The sequence below is a fragment of the Myxacorys almedinensis A genome, from assembly GCF_010091945.1.
GTDB classification, from domain to species: domain Bacteria; phylum Cyanobacteriota; class Cyanobacteriia; order Leptolyngbyales; family Leptolyngbyaceae; genus Myxacorys; species Myxacorys almedinensis.
Genome location: NZ_WVIE01000001.1, coordinates 314069 through 337403, shown reverse-complemented (window position 1 = coordinate 337403; position 23335 = coordinate 314069). Strand labels below are relative to the sequence as shown.

At 49.6% G+C, this 23335-nt stretch carries 21 protein-coding genes and 1 pseudogene; 16 read left to right on the top strand and 6 right to left on the bottom strand.

Annotation, left to right across the window (positions count from 1 at the left end; all coding sequences use genetic code 11):
- Nucleotides 1–47 precede the first annotated feature (47 nt).
- The 5 genes and pseudogenes from GS601_RS01515 (at nucleotide 48) to GS601_RS01500 (ending at nucleotide 4497) form a co-directional block, all read left to right on the top strand.
- Nucleotides 48–1769, top strand: coding sequence for a TonB-dependent siderophore receptor (locus GS601_RS01515; RefSeq protein ID WP_338016931.1), 1722 nt, complete (start codon nucleotides 48–50; stop codon nucleotides 1767–1769).
- 64 nt (nucleotides 1770–1833) lie between these two features.
- Entirely contained in the window at nucleotides 1834–2811 is a 978-nt protein-coding gene (locus GS601_RS01510; protein WP_162421432.1) for an iron-siderophore ABC transporter substrate-binding protein, read from the top strand.
- Between the two features lie 4 nt (nucleotides 2812–2815).
- Complete coding sequence (locus tag GS601_RS22790; RefSeq protein ID WP_202924774.1) at nucleotides 2816–2962, top strand: hypothetical protein; 147 nt, start codon at nucleotides 2816–2818, stop codon at nucleotides 2960–2962.
- A gap of 12 nt (nucleotides 2963–2974) precedes the next feature.
- Nucleotides 2975–3193, top strand: a pseudogene (locus tag GS601_RS22785) (DUF1636 domain-containing protein); the annotation flags it as partial.
- Nucleotides 3193–4497 (top strand): MFS transporter, encoded by a 1305-nt coding sequence (locus GS601_RS01500; protein WP_162421430.1) that lies wholly within the window; start codon nucleotides 3193–3195, stop codon nucleotides 4495–4497. The pseudogene GS601_RS22785 and the gene GS601_RS01500, both read left to right, overlap by 1 nt.
- Before the next feature lie 32 nt (nucleotides 4498–4529).
- Here the strand turns inward: GS601_RS01500 and GS601_RS01495 are convergent, their stop codons facing one another.
- Complete coding sequence (locus GS601_RS01495; RefSeq protein ID WP_162421428.1) at nucleotides 4530–5441, bottom strand: branched-chain amino acid transaminase; 912 nt, start codon at nucleotides 5439–5441, stop codon at nucleotides 4530–4532.
- A 229-nt stretch (nucleotides 5442–5670) separates the two neighbouring features.
- Between GS601_RS01495 and GS601_RS01490 the strand changes: the two genes are divergently transcribed.
- The 4 genes from GS601_RS01490 (at nucleotide 5671) to GS601_RS01475 (ending at nucleotide 9775) form a co-directional block, all read left to right on the top strand.
- On the top strand, nucleotides 5671–7011 hold the full coding sequence (locus GS601_RS01490) for an adenylosuccinate synthase (protein WP_162421426.1): 1341 nt from the start codon (nucleotides 5671–5673) through the stop codon (nucleotides 7009–7011).
- Between the two features lie 54 nt (nucleotides 7012–7065).
- Nucleotides 7066–7710 carry a 50S ribosomal protein L25/general stress protein Ctc gene (locus tag GS601_RS01485; RefSeq protein WP_162421424.1) on the top strand — a complete coding sequence of 215 codons (645 nt, stop codon included), beginning with the start codon at nucleotides 7066–7068 and terminating at the stop codon, nucleotides 7708–7710.
- Between the two features lie 99 nt (nucleotides 7711–7809).
- Nucleotides 7810–9336 carry a bifunctional aminoglycoside phosphotransferase/ATP-binding protein gene (locus GS601_RS01480; protein WP_162421422.1) on the top strand — a complete coding sequence of 509 codons (1527 nt, stop codon included), beginning with the start codon at nucleotides 7810–7812 and terminating at the stop codon, nucleotides 9334–9336.
- Between the two features lie 103 nt (nucleotides 9337–9439).
- Nucleotides 9440–9775: a hypothetical protein gene (locus GS601_RS01475; RefSeq protein WP_162421420.1), complete on the top strand. Its 336-nt coding sequence runs from the start codon at nucleotides 9440–9442 to the stop codon at nucleotides 9773–9775.
- Between the two features lie 70 nt (nucleotides 9776–9845).
- Here GS601_RS01475 and GS601_RS01470 read toward each other — a convergent pair whose 3' ends face one another.
- On the bottom strand, nucleotides 9846–11294 hold the full coding sequence (locus GS601_RS01470) for a tetratricopeptide repeat protein (RefSeq protein WP_162421418.1): 1449 nt from the start codon (nucleotides 11292–11294) through the stop codon (nucleotides 9846–9848).
- 123 nt (nucleotides 11295–11417) lie between these two features.
- Nucleotides 11418–11666, bottom strand: a complete 249-nt coding sequence (locus GS601_RS01465) for a Ycf34 family protein (protein WP_162421416.1) — start codon at nucleotides 11664–11666, stop codon at nucleotides 11418–11420.
- A gap of 180 nt (nucleotides 11667–11846) precedes the next feature.
- Here GS601_RS01465 and GS601_RS01460 point away from each other — a divergent pair, with 180 nt between their 5' ends.
- Entirely contained in the window at nucleotides 11847–13238 is a 1392-nt protein-coding gene (locus tag GS601_RS01460; protein WP_238392880.1) for a tRNA nucleotidyltransferase/poly(A) polymerase-related protein, read from the top strand.
- A gap of 532 nt (nucleotides 13239–13770) precedes the next feature.
- Here GS601_RS01460 and GS601_RS01455 read toward each other — a convergent pair.
- The 3 genes from GS601_RS01455 to GS601_RS01445 all read right to left on the bottom strand — a co-directional run bounded on the left by GS601_RS01455 (nucleotide 13771) and on the right by GS601_RS01445 (nucleotide 15879).
- Nucleotides 13771–13953, bottom strand: a complete 183-nt coding sequence (locus GS601_RS01455) for a hypothetical protein (RefSeq protein ID WP_162421414.1) — start codon at nucleotides 13951–13953, stop codon at nucleotides 13771–13773.
- A gap of 240 nt (nucleotides 13954–14193) precedes the next feature.
- A complete protein-coding gene (moeB, locus tag GS601_RS01450; RefSeq protein WP_162421412.1) occupies nucleotides 14194–15372 on the bottom strand; it encodes a molybdopterin-synthase adenylyltransferase MoeB in 1179 nt (392 codons plus the stop codon).
- Between the two features lie 27 nt (nucleotides 15373–15399).
- Complete coding sequence (locus GS601_RS01445; protein ID WP_162421410.1) at nucleotides 15400–15879, bottom strand: M67 family metallopeptidase; 480 nt, start codon at nucleotides 15877–15879, stop codon at nucleotides 15400–15402.
- Nucleotides 15880–16123: 244 nt separating this feature from the next.
- On the opposite strand from GS601_RS01445, the gene trpS reads away from it, so the two are divergent.
- From trpS to GS601_RS01415, 6 genes are all read left to right on the top strand, one after another.
- The gene (gene trpS, locus GS601_RS01440) at nucleotides 16124–17134 is read left to right on the top strand and encodes a tryptophan--tRNA ligase (protein ID WP_162421409.1); all 1011 of its coding nucleotides are present in this window, start codon (nucleotides 16124–16126) and stop codon (nucleotides 17132–17134) included.
- Between the two features lie 191 nt (nucleotides 17135–17325).
- Nucleotides 17326–18300 (top strand): methylenetetrahydrofolate reductase, encoded by a 975-nt coding sequence (locus GS601_RS01435; RefSeq protein ID WP_162421407.1) that lies wholly within the window; start codon nucleotides 17326–17328, stop codon nucleotides 18298–18300.
- Nucleotides 18301–18309: 9 nt separating this feature from the next.
- Nucleotides 18310–18858, top strand: coding sequence for a methylated-DNA--[protein]-cysteine S-methyltransferase (locus GS601_RS01430; RefSeq protein ID WP_162421405.1), 549 nt, complete (start codon nucleotides 18310–18312; stop codon nucleotides 18856–18858).
- An 81-nt stretch (nucleotides 18859–18939) separates the two neighbouring features.
- Entirely contained in the window at nucleotides 18940–20244 is a 1305-nt protein-coding gene (locus tag GS601_RS01425) for an ATP-binding protein (protein WP_162421403.1), read from the top strand.
- Nucleotides 20245–20275: 31 nt separating this feature from the next.
- The gene (locus tag GS601_RS01420; protein ID WP_162421401.1) at nucleotides 20276–22297 is read left to right on the top strand and encodes a tetratricopeptide repeat protein; all 2022 of its coding nucleotides are present in this window, start codon (nucleotides 20276–20278) and stop codon (nucleotides 22295–22297) included.
- 146 nt (nucleotides 22298–22443) lie between these two features.
- Complete coding sequence (locus GS601_RS01415) at nucleotides 22444–23271, top strand: DUF8166 family protein (RefSeq protein ID WP_338016930.1); 828 nt, start codon at nucleotides 22444–22446, stop codon at nucleotides 23269–23271.
- The last annotated feature ends 64 nt before the right edge of the window (nucleotides 23272–23335 follow it).

Below are 23335 nucleotides of genomic sequence, written 5' to 3'. Positions count from 1 at the left end.
ACACCTGACATTGCTGTTTTTCTCCACACGGCAGAACCCATTCTCTCATTTGTCTCTCCCTTTTTTCAATTTGGTATGACTTCGCCAATATTGAGCGAGTGGAAGTCCTTAAAGGTCCCGCTTCCGTTCTGTTTGGTCAAGGACTTCCGGGTGGCACAATCAATCAGATTACCAAGCAGCCCTTACGCGACCCTTTCTATGGAGTGGATGCCACCATTGGCAGCTATGATTTTTACCGTGGCGCGATCGACCTATCTGGACCGTTGAACTCCTCTCAAACCGCTTTGTATCGACTCAATGCCGCTTATAAGAATTCAGGTAGTTTTGTAGATTTTGTAGAGAATAGACAGCTACTGATTGCACCTGTTCTAAGTTTGGCAGTTGGTGAAAAGACAAGATTGACTCTAGAAGGAGAGTACATCGGTGTTGCAAACGATGCAACCGCCTTTGGTATTCCAGCCATTGGGACTGTGCTGCCCAACCAAAATGGAAAGATACCCCGCGATCGCAACTTCAATGAACCTTCCGCTTTCTATGATGAAGATATTGGGAAAGTCGGATACAGATTGGAGCATCAGTTTAGCGACAACTGGTCACTACGAAATGTCTTTCGAGCAGCGTTTTATCGTAACGAGCAAGAATTCTTTAACTACACCAGTCTCGCATCCGATCAACGAACTCTAAATCGTGTAGGTTTTCTAGACAGAAGAAATAATGCTGATTACTATGATGCAACTGTGGATCTGGTGGGTAAGTTTTTAACTGGCTCGGTTGAGCATCAGTTACTCATTGGCACTGCCCTTAGCTTAGATAGATCGACAGATCGATTCTTTCGCGGTGCTGCGACACCGATCGACTTGTTTAATCCTGTGTTTAGTAGAAGGCTTGGTCCTCTTAGCAGGTTCAGTACTGCTAGTAAAACTGATGTCTTCGGTGTTTATATTCAAGACCAGATCAAGCTGGCGGAAAATCTCAAACTGCTGCTGGGCGGACGGTTTGATACGTTCAAGCAAACCACAGAGAACCGTGTTGCTAATACAGAGCAAGAGCAATCTGGTAATGCCTTCAGTCCCCGTGTCGGTATTGTTTACCAACCCATTCCGCCAATTTCGCTCTATGCCAGCTATAGTCGATCGTTCAGTCCAGTCACGGGCACGACATTTAGTGGCGATTCATTTGTACCAGAGCGCGGTACTCAGTACGAAGTTGGGGTCAAAGCAGATCTCAGCAATCGTCTGTCTACTACCCTTTCCCTCTTTGACACCATTCGTTCTAATGTGACAACGGCTGATCCAATCAATGCTGGCTTTTCAATTCAAACAGGTGAACAACGCAGTCGAGGGATTGAATTGAGTCTTGCAGGCGAAATCTTACCAGGATGGAACATCTTTGCGGGCTATTCCTACAATGATGTTCGCATCACCAAAGACAACACGTTTGCAGTCGATAATCGAGTGAACAATGCTCCAGAGAACTCCTTCAACCTATGGACAACTTACGAATTCCAGCGAGGTCTGTTACAAGGCTTTGGATTTGGAGGAGGCTTGTTCTTTGTGGGGGAGCGACAAGGAAATTTAAACAATACATTTACTGTGCCAAGCTATCTCCGCACGGATGCTGCCATTTTTTATAAGCGAGGACAATTTCGGGCACAGGTCAATTTCAGAAATTTATTTAATATTGACTATTTTGAGTCTGCCGTCGGCGATCTACGGCTTTATCCAGGCGAACCATTCACAGTACAGGGGACGATTTCGTGGCAGTTCTAGGAGTAGTAAGCAACGCTTTTTGAGACATAGTATTTTGAATTAGGTTCGTAGGAACTGGGTTGCAATGAAGATTCCTGTCAAGATTTATGCTCTCCTTGTGTGGTTTGTAATTTCCATACTCATGGTTCTTGCGATCGCCGCTTGTAATCACACTTTTGTTCATCTAGACGAAAACTTAACCTCTGAACCATCATGTCACATGATTCAACATGCAGCAGGAGAAACCTGTATCCCTCATGACCCCACACGCCTCATTACTCTCTCTCAATTAACCCTAGCAAATGCGATTGCACTTGGTGTTAAACCTATTGGTAGCGCGTCAGCCTTGAATTTTGAACTAAATGATTTCCCTACATATGTAAAGGGTGAAACCAAGGAAATTCGGCTACTTGGTCAACAAGGCAATCCTAACTTAGAGAAAATTCTGCAATTAAAGCCTGATTTAATTTTAGGCTGGGAGCCTGACCGCAAAATCTACCCTCTTCTTGCTCAAATTGCTCCTGCGATTTTAGGTAAGTGGAAAGGTCCCCCATCTTGGCGAGAGCATTTTAGCTTTGTAGCCGAAGCATTAGGAAAAGAAGAAGCCGCACAACAAGTTTGGGAGCATTATTATCAACGGACAAAATTACTAAAGGCAGCGTTGGGCAATCAATATGAAGGGAAGACTATCTCTGTTATTTCTGTTAGCGAGGGTCGAGGCATTATAGTCAGTACCAAAAACTCATTTGAGGGGTCGATTCTGAATGATGTTGGACTACAACGCCCTCAAGCCCAAGATGTGATTGCACCACTTGGTCGGTTTACTGTTTCTGAAGAGAAGCTAGAAGAAGCTGATGGTGATATCTTATTCGTTGCACTTTTTGATAGTCGTGGCAGGAAAATGCTTGAGAACTTGCAAAAAAAGCCTCTTTGGAAAACGCTCAAATCGGTTCAGCAAAACAAGGTATACCTTGTCGAACAGTTAACTTGGGGTGGATCAAACCTGCTTGCTGCTGATGCTGTGATTGATGACTTGTACAAATATCTGGTCAATACTCCTTGAACTCATGCCAAAACATATCCTATTTGTCTGCCAATCCTGTCGTCGTTCTGCTGAAGATCATGCCAAAACGCAATCTGCTGATGGCGATCGCTTATTGGAACAACTCAATACGTCGGGCATGAAACAATGGGTCGGTGAATTAAAAATTTAACCTGTAGGTTGTTTATGGGCTTGTAATAAAGGCTGTGTGGTTGCCTTCTCTGCTCCTCAAAAGCCGACCTATCTGTTTACAAATTTGCCAGAGTTAGAAAGTGTTCTAGCATTGCTTCAATTTGGTGAACCGTACCTCAGTAGCAGCAATGGTGATGTGCCCTGGAAACGAATTCCTAAATTGCTGCAAACTGCGGGCATTGCCAAAATTCCGCCTGTCATCAAAACGTAATGCAGACCTTCATTATCATCTGGTTGGGACAACTAGTTTCCACCATCGGCAGCAGCATGAGTGGATTTGCCCTTGCAGTCTGGGCATGGGAAAAATCTGGACAAGCCACTGCGCTCACCCTTTGGTCTTTTTTCAGCCTGCTCCCAAGTGTGCTAATTACCCCGTTTGCAGGTGTGATTGTTGATCGCGGCAATCGCAAATCTCTCATGATGGTCGGTGATACCGTTGCTGTACTGACCACGGTTGCTCTACTCTGGTTGTTTCTGACAGATGACTTACACCTTTGGCATCTTTATCTGTTGACCGCCATTGCCAGTGCCCTTACCCAAATTCAGGAACTCGCCTACTCCGCTTCCATTTCATTGCTTGTGCCGCCACAACACTATGTGCGCGTCAGTAGCATGAGGGCGTTATCTGGTCGGATTGCTCAAATTTTGGCTCCTCCCCTAGCAGGGTTCCTCTACGCTGGAATTGGCTTTGCCGGACTTGCCATCATTGACATCATCACCTTTGCGATCGCTATCACGACCTTAGCAGTTACGACTATCCCTCAACCAAAATTGCTCTATGATCGGACTCGCAACAGGTCTATTTCGGATCTCGTTCTATCTTTTTGGCAGGAGTTGCAGTCTGGCGTTCGCTATATCCTTCAGCGTTCGAGTCTAAAAGCGTTGCTGATGATGACAACCCTGTTTTGGTTTTTTCACGATATTGGAGATCTCCTTTACACGCCAATGATTCTCGTTCGCACAAACAACGATACTAGAGTTTTGGGATTGCTAGCCGCAGCAGCAGGGTTTGGTGGCACAGTTGGAGCCATTTTAATGAGTGTCTGGAAAGGACCTAAACGGCGAGTCGATGGGGTGTTGCGGGGCATGATTGGAGCCGGAGTGAGCAAACTGGTATTTGGACTAGGACGAGTTCCTCAGGTGTGGATTCCAGCACAGGTTTGTTCCTCGTTTCATTTTCCGCTAATGGGCAGTTGTGACACTGCTCTATGGATGACAAAAGTAGAGGCAAGTCTGCAAGGGCGCGTGTTTGCAACTCAATCACTGATGTTTCAAACTGTCGGCGCGATCGCAGCACTGATGGCAGGTCCTCTCACTGATCGCGTATTTGAACCGATGATGCGATCAAATCATGCGATCGCAGCCATGCTTAGCAAAATTGTTGGAACTGGTTCAGGCACAGGAATCGCTGTTCTCTACATCATCAGTTCGATTGGTTTAATTACGGTTGGTTTGAGTGGATATGCATTTAGCCAGCTACAAGCAATTGAACCTACTCCGCCCGACTCGGATTAGGGATTAAGCAACCACCGTTCCCGCAGAGTTCGCTACACGCTAATCGCAAACACCCAATCTTTGTACTTCGGATCTTGATTCTCCGTAATCGCAGTCAATTTCTCTCGTAACTTATCTGTAATCGGACGCTCTTCCGATAGCGTGTAGGTTTCGATTCGCTTTACTGGAGTAATTTTTGCAGCCGTTCCGCTTAAGAACACTTCATCTGCGATATACAGTTCTGTTTTATCCACAGGGCGCTCAGTAACCTTGATATCGAGATCCTTAGCAATCGTTAAAATACTATCGCGCGTGATTCCTTCTAAGATATCTTGGTCACATCCTGGCGTGATCAATTCGCCATTTCTGACTATAAATACATTCATGCCAGAGGCTTCACTCACCTTGCCTTGCGTGTTAAGCAAAATCGCTTCATCAAATCCTGACTCGACTGCTTCTGTTTTTGCCAACGACGATGTGATATAGGCACCGCTTATTTTTCCTCTAAGAGGCAAACTCCGATCTTCTTGGCGATACCAAGAGCTAAACCGACAGTTCACCCCATCAGGCGACAAATAATCTCCCAACTCTAAACCATACACAAAAAAATCTTTTTCAATATTGTGTAACCGAGGCGCAATTCCTAAATCGGATGTGTAAATAAATGGGCGAATATAAAAGGATGTCTTGGGTCGATTTTTCTTAACAAAATCCGTAATCACCGCTTGAATCTTATTTGCAGGCAGATCAAACATCAAAAACTTGGCACTGTGGCTCAATCGTTGACAGTGGCGATCGAGGCGAAACAGGAGCACCTGATCAGGATTTTCTGGATTGGGAATGCCTCTTAGCCCGCCAAATGCACCCGTTCCATAATGCAGCGCATGAGTTGCGATCGACAAATTCGCCTGCTCAAAGGGCACAAATTGATTTTTGAAATACGCAAGGGGGAGAAAGCTGTGCATGGCGAGAAGAGGGAAATTGGATTAGGAGGGATGGGATTTTAAGATTAACCTGAAATTTAAGGCGTAAACTCTCAACTCTAGAATCTCAACTCTAGAATATTTCGATCCTACATACGATCCTGAATTTAGGAGGAAGCCATCTTATCCCTGCTAAATCCGGATCATTGACACTCACCGCTTTGATGCGATAATGGGAGTTTGTTGAAAACTCTACTACACTTGAAGACCCTTGGCTAACGTAGTTGTAATTGGTGCCCAGTGGGGCGATGAAGGGAAAGGAAAGATTACGGATCTGTTGAGCAAATCGGCAGATGTTGTCGTTCGCTACCAGGGGGGGGTGAACGCTGGGCACACAGTCGTGGTCAAGGATCAGACCTTCAAGCTGCATTTGATTCCGTCAGGAATTTTGTACCCCGATACAGAATGCATTATTGGTTGCGGAACCGTTATTGATCCAAAAGTTTTGATCGAAGAATTAGATCAACTCACCGCGTGGGGAATCTCGACCAAAAACCTGCTGATTTCTGAGACGGCTCATGTCACAATGCCCTATCACCGCGTCATCGATCGCGCCGCCGAAGAAAAACGCGGCACCCATAAAATCGGGACGACTGGGCGCGGTATCGGACCGACCTATGCTGATAAATCTGAGCGGACTGGGATTCGCATCATCGATCTGATGAACCCGGAGTCGCTGAAGAAGCAGTTGCAATGGGCAGTGGCTCACAAAAACGGCATCCTTGAAAAGCTTTACGGGCTGCCGCCGCTCAACACTGACGACGTGCTAGAAGAATATCTTGCCTATGCTAAGCGGCTTCGCCCGCATGTGGTGGATAGCTCTCTCAAAATTTATGATGCCATTCGCCGCAAACGGAACATTTTGTTTGAGGGCGCACAAGGCACGCTCTTGGATCTCGATCACGGCACCTACCCTTACGTCACCTCTTCTAACCCGGTAGCAGGGGGCGCGTGCGTTGGTACGGGCATCGGGCCGACGATGATCGATCGCGTGATTGGGGTTGCCAAAGCGTACACAACCCGTGTGGGAGAAGGTCCGTTTCCGACAGAGTTGTATGGAGAGCAGGGCGCGCAACTGTGCGATCGCGGCGCAGAATTTGGCACGACAACCGGGCGTCAACGGCGCTGCGGCTGGTTTGATGCCGTGATCGGTCGCTATGCCGTGCGGATCAATGGGCTAGATTGTCTCGCCATCACCAAGCTAGATGTGCTAGACGAAATGGATGAAATTGAAGTCTGCATTGCCTACGAACTGGATGGACAACGCTGCGAAGATTTTCCTAGCGATGCCCGCAAATTTGCCCGGTGTAAGCCGATCTACAAAACCATGCCCGGATGGAACTGCTCAACCGATGCGTGTCGATCGCTAGACGATCTGCCCAAGCAAGCGCTCGACTATCTCAAATTCCTGGCAGAATTAATGGAAGTGCCGATCGCGATCGTATCGCTCGGAGCCAAGCGCGAACAGACGATCATCGTCGAAGATCCGATTCACGGTCCCAAACGGGCGTTGTTGTATACTAACGACGCCCCGCACACTGTCAATGTCTAAAGCCATACGGCGCACTGATTTTTCGTTTTTTCACACTTACCTTCAGAAGTTACCATGCCACTTACGATCGAATGCCAAAAACGTCCTGACGGCACTAAGCCCAACGCCCTGCGCCGGGGTGGACAAATTCCAGCAACGCTTTACGGTCACAACGGGGCTGAATCGATTCAACTTGTTGTAGATGCCAAGCAAGCTGGCTTTCTCATCCGCGATGCGGCGGTCAACAGTACTTTGGTGCAGGTGACCATACCCGAATTGCCTTGGAAAGGAAAAGCCCTGCTGCGAGAAGTGCAAAAGCATCCCTGGAGAAACAGCCTCTATCACATCAGTTTCTTCTCGATCGCGGCTCAAAGCGAGGTCGAGGTGTCGTTGCCGCTCAACTTTATCGGCGACGCTAAAGGGGTAAAAACCGAAGGTGGCACGCTCAACAGTGTTCTGACTGAGTTAGCGGTCAAGTGCGATCCAGAGCGAATTCCTGAGAAAATTGATGTGGATGTTTCTGCCCTCAACATAGGAGATATTTTGAATGTGAGCGATCTCAAGCTTCCACCAGGGGTAGCCGTGTCTGGGGAAAGCGATCGAGTGGTGGTGATGATTTCCGGCGTCAGCACGGCGGCGGCGGCGGATGCGGCTGATGATGAATCTGCGGCGGCTACAGAATCTGCGGCGGCGACGCCCTCCGGAAAGGGTGCCGAATAAGTCTGCTCCCTCAGATTTTCACTGTATAGAGAACCAGGGAACGCTCCCTGGTTTTTTGATTTTTATACCAAACTAGACCCGTTTACTATCGCGATCGCTATGACATCACCAACGCTGCCTCCTTTAGTTCAATCGATGCTGCACCCAGCGTTTTATCCCCATGGGGTGACAGAACCCATCCAACTGGTGCAAACTCACATTTCCTATGTGTTGCTCACGGGCGATTTTGTCTACAAGCTGAAAAAGCCGATGAATTATGGCTTTCTAGATTTTTCGACCCTAGAAAAACGCAAACACTTTTGCCATGAAGAACTGCGGCTCAATCAACGGGGTGCCGCCGAGTTGTATTTAGACGTGTTGCCAATCATCCAAGATGGGGAGACTTTTGGGTTAGGCGGCGAGGGAGAAGCGGTTGACTATGTGGTGAAAATGCGGCAGTTTCCGCAAGAGGCGTTGCTGAGTGAGATGTACGATCGCGGCGAACTGCGCGAACAGCACCTCGAAGCACTGGCAACCGTGCTGGCTGACTTTCACAAAAAAGCTCCAACGAATGATTACATTCTCAGCTTTGGAGAGGTCTCCCAAATTCGGCAGGCGATCGATGAAAACTATGATCAAACCGTGAATTACATCGGTGTGGCTCAAACACAGCAACAGTTTGACGAAACCAAAGCCTACACTGACACATTATTCGCTGAGCAAACGCCGCTGTTTGATAGCCGTGTCGAGCACAAGTGGATTCGTGAATGCCATGGCGATGTGCATCTTAGAAATATCTGTTTCTGGCACGATAAAATTCTTCTATTCGATTGCATTGAATTCAACGAGCCATTCCGATTCGTCGATGTGATGTTCGACATTGCATACATCATTATGGATTTTGATGCTCGCCATCGTTCTGATTTAGCAAATTTATTTCTCAACGCATACCTTGAACAGACGGGCGATTGGGAAGGCTTGCAGGTGTTGCCGCTTTATCTCAGCCGTCAGGCGTATGTGCGTGCCAAAGTGACCTCGTTTTTGCTCGGCGATCCCAGCATTCCAGAGGCGGTGAAACAAGACGCAACGGCAACAGCAAGCGGCTATTATCAACTGGCTTGGCACTATACGCAGCAAAAAACGGGCAAGCTTGTGATGATGGCAGGGCTGTCTGGGTCGGGGAAAAGCACGATCGCGCGATCGCTAGCCCGCCAGTGGGGCGCGATCCAAATCCGCTCTGATGCAGTCCGCAAGCATTTAGGCGGCGTCGCGTTGGATGCCCACGGTGAAGCGATGCTCTATAGCGCAGAGATGACTCAGAAAACCTACGATCGCTTGCTTAACCTCGGCATCACGTTAGCCGCGCAAGGCTACACCGTGATTTTGGATGCGAAATACGATCGGCAAGCGCTGCGATCGCAGGTGATTGAAACAGCCCAAGCCCAGACGATTGCTCTAGAAATTTTGCATTGCACCGCCCCAGCCGATGTGTTGGAAACCCGCGTTCAACAGCGTCAAGGCGATATTTCTGATGCAACTGCCGATGTCCTTACCCGTCAGCACATGGAGCCATTCACCGATGCCGAACAGCCTTTTGTGAAAACGATCGACACGACTCAAGACTTAGCACCTCAACTAGCGTCTTAACCATAGGCAACGATAGAACTCATCCCCAGAGGCGAGACCCCAATCCTCGCTCCGAGGTTTCAAATTCGCTGTATTCTGTCTAAAAGTTGCAAGGGTAACGATCGTGCGTAGACAGCCCATCTCCAAAGGTTTTTCAGCAGGGTTGCAAGTCTGGTTGTTGTTTTTGATCACTCTGTTTGGCATCGGCTATCCTGCGCTGCTCAGCATTGCATTGGGTGCGCTCGGCGGCTTGGCAAGCGGTTTGATTGTCGATTGGTGGCTTAGCAAAGACGAAAAAACAGCACCCGATCCAAGACCCCTGCCTGAGGAAGGAACGGAAGAGATGACTCGCAATCGCAGACGCCGCCGAGAAAATTCTGCGTTGCGCCATCGTCAGCAGCGGAAGCGATCGCGCTCTTTTGACTGGAGGTTTTTTAGACGAGATAAAGATAATTCTTAGTCGGACGAGCCTGAAAGTCTGCCACAACCGTCGCATCATGCATAGCGCTAACCGGGAACTTGAGGGCTAACTAGCGCCGTAACTGATTTAGAGTGTTGAGCGAATTGCGATAGCCCTCGGCATCGCTATCTTGACGGTATAGAGTAGCCGCTTTTTGAAGATCGGTATAAGCCGCTTGACGATTGCCAGAACGGGCTAACAACACACCGCGATGGTAGTAAGCCTCAGCGCTGTTCACATTAAGCTGTAGGGCTTGGCTGAAGTCTTCGATCGCACCTGGCACATCACCGATTTGCATTCTCGCTCTACCCCGCTCTTGGTAAGCGTTAGGGTCGCTGCTGTTGTAGTTTACCGCTTGGGTATAATCTGCAACTGCGCCGGGTTTATCGCCTAGCTGCGATCGCACCGAGGCTCTGGCAGCATAAGCAGAGGTTAACGTGGGTTGAGCCAAAAGAGACTGATCATAATCTGCGATCGCGCCGGGTCTGTCGCCTAGGGCGGCTCGCAGATCACCCCGGCTTTTGAGCGCATCTGCATAGTCTGCCTTGAGTCGCAGCGCCTGATTATAATCGTCCATTGCCCCTTGTTCATCGCCTAGGGCGGCTCGAATCAGCCCCCGTTGATGAAACGCATCAGGCTGATCAGGGCTTGATTGCACCACTTGGGTATAGTCTGCTTGCGCGGCTTCAAGATTGCCCAGCTTAGAATGGGTCGCAGCGCGGCTAAAGTAGGCGGCGATGTAGTTGGGTTTGAGGCGAATTGCTTGACTGATGTCGTCGATTGCCGCTTCAGCTTCGCCCATATCGTGACGCAGGGTGCCTCGAATCAGGAACGCTTCTGCGTAGCTTGACTGTAGCTTGATCGCTTGATTGAGGTCGTCTAACGCGCCATCGCGATCGCCGTTGCTGAATTTGACGTATCCCCGATTTAGCAGTGCCGGGGCATAAGTGGGCTGGAATTGCAGGGCTTTCTCAAAGTCTGCGAGCGCCCCCTCCATATTCTGAACTTGAGATTTAATGTAACCCCGATTGACATACGCCGCCGCCAAGGTTGGATCAAGTTCGATCGCTTTGTTCAAATCGTCGATCGCGGCTTCTAGACTGCCCAAGTTATAGCGAATGCCGCCCCGATGGGCATAGACGATCGCATCGGCAGGATTCATCACAATCGCTTGGTTGAGATCTTGAATTGCCCCATCGCGATCGCCCAGCCTAGAGCGGACTATACCCCGCGCTACATAAGCTGTGCTCAAGCTTGGGTTGCGCTGAATCGCTTGGTTGTAGTCTTCTAGCGCCTCCCGATACCGCGCATCGCGCGCTTTGGTTTCCCCTTGATTGTAAAAATTTTGAGCTTCTTGAATGATTTTTGAAAGTTCGACCGTCTTGGTGGCGTCTGGCGGAGGAGTTTGCGCCGCAACGGGGCTACTGAAGGCAAAAACCATGCCTACGGTTGTGAGGGTAGTTAATGCAAGGCGCGAGGCAAGTTCAACCTGAGACCGAGTTTGACCAATGAAGCCCATGACTTTCAACCGACGCTAAAGGATCTTAGAAAAGGTGTCACTCTTAGGATTCCCTTAACTCGGTGCCTAGTTACATTCAGCCGTGCAAGATTTACCCATCGGTTGCAAGCACTGCCTGTAGGGTTAAGTCGGCACTAGCTCCCCCGGACGCAGTTTTGCCCATTTTCCGGCTTCTTCGGTAAAGCTAAGACAGCCCACGACATCCCATTCCATCTCGATATAATCCCCGCGATCGCGGATGTTAACATTGATCGTTGGCTCTGTTGCCTCAAAGGTGGGGGTCTCGGTCAGGTGGGGTTGCTGATGCTGCGTTTCTACAGCGTTGTAGGTTGTGCAGCGATCGACATAATGGCAATTGATACAAATACACATTGTTCTAGTCTCTCTAGTTCACAATAGAATCGAGATCCTTGCTATTTCTGTTACTCTAGCTCAGGCACAGTCACTAAATCACCCACTCATTGGTTGATTTATATTGCGAAATTGCTGGCAGGGGATAAAGCCCGATTGGGTGGGGTTCTCAGAGTTAAGTTACCTACGGATAGATTGACATTGACTGTTCTGAACGAGTCTCAACTAAACGTGTTATCCGATTCTTCGGTGCTATCTCCTCAGAGGTGGCCCTTCAGCATCCAGTGGCTCCCAAAGTCAGCTTGCCTGGTTGGAGGGACGGTTCGAGATGCCCTCCTCGGTCGAGAATCGGAGTATTTGGATCTTGATTTTGTGCTGCCCCACGATGCGGTGGAAACGGCAACGGCGATCGCCCGTCATTACCGCGCCGGGTTTGTGCTGCTCGATGCCGAACGCCAGATTGCGCGGGTCGTGTTTGAGCAAGGAACGGCGGATTTTGCGCGGCAGGTAGGGTCATCGTTAGAAGCGGATTTACGGCGACGAGATTTTACAGTCAATGCGATCGCATACAATCCCCACACCGCAGAATTGCTCGATCCGCTTGGGGGCTACGAAGACTTGCAGCGCAAACGACTCCGCATGATCTGCGCTGAAAATTTGCAGGAAGATCCGTTGCGGTTGCTGCGGGCTTATCGCCAAGCCTCACAGCTTGGATTTGGGCTAGATCCAGAAACGCAACAAACCATTCGTGACCTTGCACCTCACTTGCGCCGCATCGCCGCCGAACGAGTGCAATCTGAACTCAATTATCTGCTGAGCACTATGAAGGGCACCCCATGGCTCAAAACCGCTTGGGAAGATGGCTTGCTAGACGATTGGTTTCCGGATGCGACGGCTGAAGGGTTGGGTTGGGTGGCGGCGATCGATCGAACCAGCGTTGTCATTCAAGAAACCTGGACAGAATTTTGGGCAGAACTGGTGCGGGGGGTACGCCATTCTACGGCATCGGATAAGGCTCGAACAGAGCCGAAAGCGTCTGGATCGGCACGCACATGGGTAACGATCGCCAAGCTTGCCAGTTTGCTCTCTAGCGATCCCGATCGCGCAGAAGCGCAGTTGTGGCGCTTGAAATATAGCCGTGCCGAAATTCAAGCGGTGAGTACGGTGCTCAAAGCCATGCCTGCGTTTCAAACGGGTAAAGCTTGCTGCGATTGGACTTTGGCAGAACAATATTTCTTTTTTCAGAGCGTTGGGGTGACGTTTCCGGCAGTGATGTTACTTGCGATCGGATCTGCCAAGCTCAGCAGGGGCACAGCAGGGTTGCCGTTTAATCAGCCAAGTGCTGAGGGTTCTTCTCAAGCAAGCGCATCGTTGATTCATCGCTTCTTAACGCCCACCGATTCCGTTGCCCATCCAACAGCGCTTGCAACAGGGCAAGATTTGATGAAAACGCTGCACATCCCTGCCGGACCAATCATCGGGCGATTGCTGGCAGCTTTGCAGTTAGCCCACGCTGAGCAAAAGATTACCGATCGCGCTGAGGCTTTGGCACTCGCGAAGTCTCTACTAGCGGAAGATTCCTCAAATTTCTAAGTTTGTTGGCAATCAGATGCAGTTTGACAGGTGATCGTTTGCCCAAACGAGTTGATCCGGTCGAGTTTCAAAATCAGTTAAGAGATGAATGGAACCGCTAATCGTTATTTGTTAGACACAAACATTACAAATTTTTGAGCAGTTTATCGTAATTGCCATGGGAGCCGATCCCATAATTTGCTAAGAAGATTGCACATTGCAAGATGTGAAGCAAACACACGATAGTATAAGCAGAGCTTTCAAGGTTCTCATCACGTTTTATCTGGAGTCAATCTGTTGCTTGAACGGATGTGCTAGTCCTCTCAGTTTTGTTATGGCTATTTCTCCGTTTATGGTGAAAGAAGACCCAGAACTATGCGTCTATTTGACTACTATTAACCCCGATCGCATCAGCAACTAAAAGCGTGTCACATGATCGCGCCTCCTCCCTTAACCATAATGGATGCTGGATAGGGTGTACCCGCTTGATAAAGGAGGAAGATTATCCTCATGCTTTTCATTTAACTTTTAGGCGCGATCGCACAATCAACATCTACAACTCAGAGGCAGAAAGCCGTCCTTCGATCGGTTCGTATTCGTCTTCCAACAGCCAATGTTGCGCTTCATCATACGTCGAACTAGCAGAAATTACCGCATAACTCTTCGCAGGATCAAAAATGCGACAACTGCCCGACTCATCACCTAGCAACAGCAAAATATAGAGCGGCGACAGCATCGGTTCAATCCATTGATTCTGGGACAGGCTAATTTTTCTTTGAGTTTGAAGTCTATTTCTTCCGTGCGCGTTCTAAATTTGAAGTCCGTCCTAGGCAGGTTGAATGGCGATGAAGCCAAAAATGCCAGTTAGACTTGAGGTTTCGCTTGAATCAGACTGATGAGAGATTCTGGCGCATGCTCGGATTGACCCGACGATTGATCAGGGCAGGCACGGGAGCACTGCCCCAACAAGTGGAACTTAATACTCAGGCACAGAGGGATCAACATCGCGACTCCAAGCGGTGATGCCGCCGGTCAGGTTGGTTCCTTCAATGCCTGCGTCTTTGAGAATTGCCAACGCTTTCGCCGATCGTCCGCCCATTTTGCAATGAGCAATCAGCTTGTGTCCATTGAGCAATTCTTTCACCTTTTCAACGCCCGATCCGTTCTCAAGGTCAGGCAAGGGAACCAAGACAGAGCCAGGAATTTTGGCGATCTCAACTTCGTTCGGGTTGCGGACATCAAGCAGAACATACTCTGTTCCGATCGCACCGCGATCGAGGAGTTGTTTTAACTCCGTTGCAGATATTTCTTGCACGTTTTTACGCTCCTGTTCTTCAGCCGCTTTCGCTTGCGGAATACCGCAAAACTCTTCGTAATCGATCAATTTATCAATCACCGGGCGTTCTGGATTCGGTCGTAACTTTAACTCTCGGAATTTCATCTCTAACGCATTGTAGAGCAACAGGCGACCGCTCAACGTGGTTCCGGTGCCCAAAATAATCTTGATTGCTTCGGTCGCTTGAATAGTTCCAATAATGCCGCACAGCACGCCCAAAACGCCGCCCTCTGCACACGATGGAACCAGTCCGGGGGGCGGGGGTTCGGGATACAAATCGCGGTAGTTGGGTCCGCCTTCGTAATTAAAAACCGTTGCCTGTCCTTCAAAGCGGAAAATAGACCCGTAGACGTTGGGTTTGCCCAGCATCACGCAGGCATCGTTGACTAAATATCGCGTTGGAAAATTGTCCGTGCCATCAATCACAATATCGTAGGGCTGAGCGATGTCTAAAGCATTGTCAGATCTGAAACTCGTTTCATAGAGATCCACTTGACAATGAGGATTAATTTCTAGAATCCGATTTTTAGCCGACTCGATTTTAGGTTTACCGACCCAAGAGGTGCCATGAATAATCTGACGCTGCAAATTTGAGCTATCGACAATATCAAAATCTACGATTCCGAGCCGCCCCACTCCCGCTGCTGCCAGATAAACCAAAAGTGGAGAACCGAGTCCTCCCGTTCCGACACACAGAATGCTGGCCGCTTTGAGGCGTTTTTGCCCTTCAACACCAACTTCCGGCAAAATCAAATGGCGCGAATAGCGCGAAACATCATCTTGAGTTAACTGGATCTGATCCAGATTGGGATTTAGCATGGTGCGTTTGCTGAGATGAACAGAGTGCTAGGGACTGCCCCGGAAAATCAACACGTCTTCTTCGGAAAACACCTGTTGATCGGTGAGGCTCCAGCTACGGACATCGCCTGCTTTACCTTGGGGGACAGAGACGATCAGATACGAGTAATGCTGCCAAGCAGCGGCGCGATCGCACTCTGAAGGCTCAGCCGGACAATCAGGATGAGAGTGATAAATACCGATGATATCCAACCCAAGAGTCCGGGCGTGTTTCATTGCCACCAGCATTTCTTCAGGTGGAATCAAATAACGGCGCTTCTTCGTTAGGTCAGACTGGGCTTCCTCTCTCCAAATGTTGTTCGTCGCTCGAACGTCCATGACGGTTTTCCCAGTGGGGTCACTCGTGCCCAGCAGCAAACCGCAGCACTCTTCGGGATAGGTGCGGGTGGCATGAGCTTGAATGCTCACAATATGCTGAGAGTCGAGGCTGAGAATCACGGCAGGATGATCTTCAGATAAGACAGACATCTATTGTAAGTCACGATCGAACTCTCAGCATTAGCCATCTAATAGACTCTCAACTCCCCTACTCTCCCGAATCTAAGTTGCAATATCAAACTCACATTATTATTAATAAAAAGTAGGAAAAAGATTAATAAAGAGTAGGGAAAAGCAGGGAGTTTCGGCTTCATTTCACCCACCGATTCCCATCTTTCAATACTATTAAGTATTGATGAGTATTGATCGTCTCTTCTAAGCACCCTTCACGTTTATGACCAAGCAGCGAGTTCTTTCCGGCATTCAAACGACAGGCAATCTGCATTTAGGAAACTATTTAGGAGCAATTCGCAACTGGGTCGAGGCGCAACGCCACTATGAAAATTACTTCTTTTTGGCAGATTTGCACGCGATAACCGTTCCCCACGACCCGTCTACCCTAGCCGCAGACACCTATCGAATGGCGGCAGTGTACCTCGCCTGCGGGTTAGATCTCAACCACACTACAATTTTCGTTCAGTCCCATGTGCCTGCCCACACCGAGCTTGCTTGGCTACTGAGTTGTGTTACTCCCTTAAATTGGTTAGAAGACATGATCCAATTTAAAGAAAAAGCCATCAAACAAGGGCAAGACGTTGGGACAGGACTTTTGACCTATCCCGTGTTGATGGCATCAGACATTTTGCTATACGAACCGGATAAAGTGCCGGTCGGAGAAGATCAGAAGCAACATCTAGAGATTACACGAGATATTGTCGATCGCTTTAACCACAAGTTTGCCACCTCCAAAGCTCCTGTGCTCAAACGTCCAGAACCACTGATTCGGGCAGAAGGGGCACGGGTGATGAGCCTCACCGATGGCACAAAAAAAATGTCGAAGTCTGATCCATCAGAGTTGAGCCGCATCAATCTTCTCGATCCGCCTGATGTGATTCAAACCAAAATCAAGCGCTGCAAGACCGATCCAATCCGGGGACTAACCTTTGGGGATGCGGAGCGCCCAGAGTGCAATAATCTGCTGACGCTCTATATGCTGCTCTCAGGCAAGCGCAAAGACGAGGTGACGGCTGAGTGCCAGGATATGGGGTGGGGGCAGTTTAAGCCGTTGCTGGCAGAAACTACGATCGCGGCGCTCAACCCGATCCAAGAAAAGTACGATGCCATTATGAAAGATCCAGGATACTTAGAAACCGTCTTGCGATCGGGGCGCGACCAAGCCCGTGCGATCGCAAACCAAACGCTCAACAAGGCTAAAACGGCAATGGGATACACCATTCCTAGCTAGACGTCATCTCTATCACCTTTGAGCGAGCTAGTAGAGCGTCAATTTTGAGTAGTTGAGAGTTGAGTTAACTACCCCATCTCCCCCCCTTAACCAACTACCAGATTAATTTCCTGTAAAAGTTTCGGACGATTTCTTCACCTTTTGAATCATTGACCGATACCCTAGAGCAAGCACTCCATCCCTTATCGTTCATGACAAACTTCCGATTTGCCCAATCCTACGGTCAAGCTCCGCTTTCCGCGTTTCGGACGGCGGCTGAAGCTGGCGAGTTTTTGATTACGGCGGAGGTTGCTCCTCCCAAGGGAGCCGATCCATCCCACATGTTGGCGATGGCGACGATGCTAAAAGGGCGAGTGCATAGCGTCAATATCACTGATGGCAGTCGGGCGGTGATGCGGATGTCGTCGCTGGTGTCGGCGGCGCTGTTGTTGCAGCAAAACATTGAGCCGGTCTATCAAGTAGCCTGCCGCGATCGCAACTGCATTGCCCTCCAAGCGGATCTGATGGGCGCGCACGCGTTGGGCATTCGGAATGTGCTGGCGCTGACGGGTGATCCGGTCAAGGCGGGCGATCATCCCACGGCACGCGGCGTGTTTGAGCTTGAATCCGTTCGCTTGTTAACGATGATTCGGAAGCTCAACGGCGGCTTAGATTGGAACGATCAACCCCTGACCGATGGCGCAACCGATCTATTCTCTGGAGCCGCCGTTGATCCCCAGTGTGGCAGTTGGTCAGGGTTGCAGAAGCGATTTGAGCGCAAGCTAGAAGCAGGGGCACAGTTTTTCCAGAGCCAGTTGATTACAGATTTTGATCGGTTAGATAAATTTATGACAGAAATTGCCAACGGTGCCGGAAAACCGATTCTTGCTGGCATCTTTTTGCTAAAATCTGCCAAGAACGCTCGGTTTATCAATCGGGCGGTGCCTGGGGTGAATATTCCAGAGTCGATTATCGAGCGGCTAGAGTGCGCTAGCGATCCGCTATTAGAAGGAGTTGCGATCGCGGCAGAACAGGTTTTACTTGCCAAAGATCTCTGTCAGGGCGTCCACATGATGGCTGTCAAGCGAGAAGATCTGATTCCCCAAGTTCTCGATTTGGCAGGCATTGCTCCGGTGGGTAAGCCCCGTGAGGTAGAAACCGCCCATCATAATAGCGTCAGCGTTTAAGGCGATCTTATGGCTCAGGCTGCGATCAGATCTAAAGCCCACTCGGCTCAACCCAAGGAATTGTGCTTTGATCAGATTCCCAGCGCGTTGGGTCAAATTCTCGTGGTGTCAGATGGCGAAAGCCTCTGTGCAGTAGATTTTTCTGACTATGAAGCGCGGATGAGGCAACGGCTTGAGCAGCGATTTGGGCATGTGAGGCTAGTGCCCACGTCAAATCCCCAGGGGATCGGCGATGCCCTTCAGTCTTACCTAAAGGGCAACGTCTCTAGCTTAGATGAGCTTCCGGTTAGCTTGGGCGGAACGCCGTTTCAACAGCAGGTTTGGTTGGCGCTGAGAACGATTCCAGTAGGGCACGTCTGGACGTATGGGCAACTAGCCCACCAGATCGGGCGACCAACTGCCTATCGCGCCGTGGGCATGACCAACGCGCTCAACCCGATCGCCATTGTGCTGCCGTGCCATCGCGTCATTGGCGCAAATCAGACGCTAACGGGTTATGCCGGGGGCTTAGAGCGGAAGCGCTGGTTACTTCACCATGAAGGGGTCACCGGGTACTGAGCGCGTTGAAATGACTGACAGAGTTGGAACGATAGAGCTACGATCGTAGACATTCTGCTGAAATAGGACATCGCGTAGCTCATGACCGACAGTTTTGGACTTCCGCAAAATCCCTACGTGGTGGGTCGCCCCGTCCCGCCGCTCAAATTTATCGGGCGCACCAGCGAGATCGAAACGGCGTTCGATCAAATCTTTAGCCGGAGTAATTTGGCGCTGTGGGGCGGTCCAGGGATCGGAAAATCGTCGTTTCTAGAACTGCTCGCCTCGCCTCACGCCTGGACACTGCGATCGCATGATCCCTCGAAGGCGGTCATTGTTATGCTCAGTTGTCTAAGCATCCAACCGTTTACAGCAACCCACTTTTGGCGAGAAGTGTTTATTCTTCTCAAAGAACAGCTTGACGATGAGCCAGACATTCAAGCCGAAGCGACAAAATATCTTGACGCAGAGACAACGAGTAAAGACTGTTTGAGAAGTATTTTGCGAGAGATCGGCAAGCGCGATCGATTTTTGCTGCTGCTGGTCGATGATTACGATGCCGCGCTTCGCCCCAATCAAAGCTATGGGGATCAAGACATCATGGTATTTTTGAGCGAGTGCCGCAACCTTGCCTCCCATTCGCGAGAGCGGCAGTTTCTCTCGATGGTCGTCACGTCGCTGCGCCGGTTAAACGAACTGGGACCCAAACTCAAGCCCGATGGTTCTCCCTGGTATAACCACTACTTATTTCAGCCACTTAAACCGTTTACAAACACCGAAATCGCAGGATTGCTAGGCGGATTGCCCATGACTCCTGCCCTGCGAGACGGCATTCACGAGGTTGCAGACGGCAATCCGGCACTGTTGCAAAATGCTGGGTTTTTGTTATATCGAGAACTCCGGGCAGGGCACGTCCCCGATGCGGATGCCTTTGCGAAAGATTTTCGCCAAATGACGGAACACTATTTTCAGGACATTTGGGATTTGTCGAATGACACGGAACAGACGTTACTTATGTTACTTGGTCTGGTTAACCTCAAGGGTCGAATCCTCGATAAACGTTACGATTTGGGCGATGTGGATATTATTTTCAGCCAAAAAGAGCGAGAATTAATGGATCTAGAGGAGCGTGGAGTGATTGTTTGTCAGGGGGATGACGGTCAGAAGGTCTATCAGTTTGCCTCGTCTCTTATGGAATGGTGGGTTGTTAAGGAAATTGCCAACAGGGACGAAGCCAGTTTGCAAGCGCGGCAAAAGCTCTTTCTCAACCTGATGAGCCACCGCCAAGCCGAGAATGTGACAACCGCGATTCGGTGGTTGTGGGATAACCGAGAAGCAGTGCCCTCGATTCTGGCGTGGTTAGGAAAGCTCTCGGCAGCATTGCCCAGGGGCTTTGTCCAGGGATAGATCGACCAGATAGATACTTTTCATTATTTATATGAGCGATTCATTCGGGCGCAGAAATCCTTATGTTATTGGTCGTCCCATTGTGGAACCGGAAATGTTTTTCGGGCGGGAGACCCTGTTTGAATTTATCGAAGATAATTTGCTGCAAGGGGCGCAGGTGATTTTGCTCCATGGGCAGCGCCGCATCGGTAAGTCGTCTGTGTTGGCGCAGATTCCAAACTTTGTAAAGCTCAAGGATTTTGAGTTTGTGCCGCTGTCGCTCGAAGGAGATAGCCGCAAGCCGATCGGGGTGGTGCTGCACGAGCTTGCACGAGACTCGCTAGATTATTTTGAGCGGGTGAGCGATCGCGTTGATGTCCCCACGATCGCAGCGTTGACCGAGCAGCCTCAACTGTTTGTCGATCGCTTCTTGCCCGATCTGCGCGAGGCGCTAGGCGTGAAGAATATTGTGCTGCTGCTCGATGAGTTTGATGCCGTCGGCAACTACCGCCCCGATATGAAAGATGCGGCGGGTCATCTTTTCCCCTTTTTACAGTCAGAAGTCTATCAGCACCGGGATTTATACATCATTCCGGTGGTGGGGCGGCAACTGACAGACCTGGGATCGCTGCTCAGCTTGTTCCGAGAAGCACCCTACCAGGAAGTGGGGCGGCTTGATCGTCGCAGTGCCGAAAAGCTGATTACGAAACCGGCTGGAAAAATTTTAGAGTACTTTCCAGGGGCGATCGACGAAATCTTAGAGCTTTCTGCGGGTCATCCCTACTTCACGCAGTTGCTTTGTTTCTCGCTATTTGTCAACGCGCGTCAGGAAGGGCGATGGAAAGTGATTCGAGACGATGTGCGAAAAATTGTGGATCAAGCGATCGAGTTTGGGGAAGGGGGGCTAGCCTGGTTTTGGGACGGCATTCCGTTGCCAGAGCGAGTGGTGTTTTCGGCGGCAGCGGAAGTTCCAGAACTGAAGCTAGCGGCTCATCCCACCGATTTGATTTTAGACTTTACGGAGACAGAACCGCTAGACTTGTTACGCGAGCACGGCGTGATTGTTACCGAAGAGATTCGCCGCAGTATTGCCAATTTGGTGAACTGGAAATTTTTGCAAGCGTCCACGCCTCGTCGCCCCTGGGTTCGATCGGCGACGATGCCGCCCAGCCTTGCCAGCTATCGGGTGACGATCGAACTGGTGCGCCGATGGTTGGTAAGCCGCCATCCGATTCGCAAGGAAATCAAAGAACTGGGGATGCTGAGTCGTCAAGCTCATGAACTGTATGAGATAGCACTGCGCGATCGCGAACTGCACGGAGCCACCCCCGCGATCGTTACCCTGCTCGATCGCGTCTTAAAACTCAATCCAAATCACTTTAAAGCGCTGTTAGAACTCGCCTCAACCTTGGCAGAATTAGAGCAGTTTCCCAGCGCGATCGCATATTACGAGCGCGCCTATTTGCTCGATCCGGTGCGGGTCAAAGATGCCTATGTCAAGGCGTTTTATAACTATGCCCAGGAACTCAGAGATATGGGGCAGTTTGATGAGGCGTTTGCTCGCCTGCAAGATGCCCTAGAGATTGAGCCTGACAATGAGCAAGCGTGGGACTTGCTCAACCAGCTTCGGCGTGCCAAAGAAATGGACGAAAAATTGAAGCTCAGCCCCCTAAAAGATGAAAATGGGCATGGGATTGATCTTCAGCAAGGCATTGAAAGTATTGAAAGCATCGATGAAGTGGAAGTAGAGGAAAAAGACTTGTCTATGCTGCACGACGACTTTTCCCATCTGGTAGAGCAGGTGAATGCCGAAGCCCCAAACGAATGGAGAGAGAAAGCACTGGAGCGGCTCGATGATCTTCAGCGAGAAATTTTTAACCGTCGGGAAGTAGATCTTGCCACGTTGGCGTATGTGCACCGTTGGTTTTACCGCAACCTGCCCTCAGCCCTATCGCAAACCATGACAGATTTCATCGATACGGTGATTTCGAGAACGTTTGGGCGACACGATCGCGAGGAAAAGTCAGAACCTCGCGAAGACCTGCCCGACAAACCTGAGCCTGATCAATGCTGACCTCAAGCCCTTCGTTGGGGCAAATCGCTTCATAATTGAAGACTGCGATCTAGCGAACCAACGTCATGTCAGACCCGAACGCAAAAGTTAGGTTTTAAATGCGATTACCTTGAGGAAGGAACCGTCCTAAATGGATTGATCCCGATTTGCACGAGCTAAAAAGCGATCGATTGCGGACGCGACCAAAATGCCGCGCAGGGGTGATGGCGATCGTAAATGCGCCTAAAAAGACTGCGATCGCATCGAAATTAAGACCAAATTTCTATTTAGAGACACAAGTCCTTTCTCTTGCGTGTAGTACAAAACCTCGCATCGCTGTAAAATGCCTTGAAGAATGGAGCAACGGAACCATGCGTTTAGGCAAAGTCGTTAAGTCAAATTCTCACTGCGATTATGTGGTGCAAGTCGATGATGAAATGGATTTTATTAACGCGCCACAAGCGGATGATTATGGCTTTGGGACGTTTGTAAAGCTAGAAGACGAGCCGCATAGTGGAGGAAGCCATCGCCATTGGGCGATCGGCATTGTCTACAATTCACAGTTGCTTAATCCGGCATTTCTGAGTTCGGGAGTGCGGCTGACGAGTGAGCCTGATCCAATGTTTACGCCCGACCAAATTCAGGAAGTAAGGACGTTGCTGTGGACGGTCTTGGTTGGCGCTGTTCAGGTCACACCGACCAATCGAACCTATGGAATTCAGGGAATTCCTCGCGTCGTGGTTCCGGTAAATACCCAAGTGCATCGGATGACCACGGAAGAAATTCATCAGTTTCATCTCAATCAAGAGGGGCGATCGCAGTTTTGCTATTACAGCCATTTATTACGCTGTGGCGGCACCTTTTCTGCTCAACTCACCCATCAGGTATTAGAAGAATTGATTCAATCTAAACTGTTCAAAGGAGCCGAAGAACGTGCCCTAATTGTGTTGTGCAGAGAGCTTGCTTGGAAGAACACAATGGGAGCTATGAAGTAGGGTTTGGACAATAGTTTTAGATGGTTATCTTTAGATGGTCTTATCTTCAGCTTCGAGGTGGTTA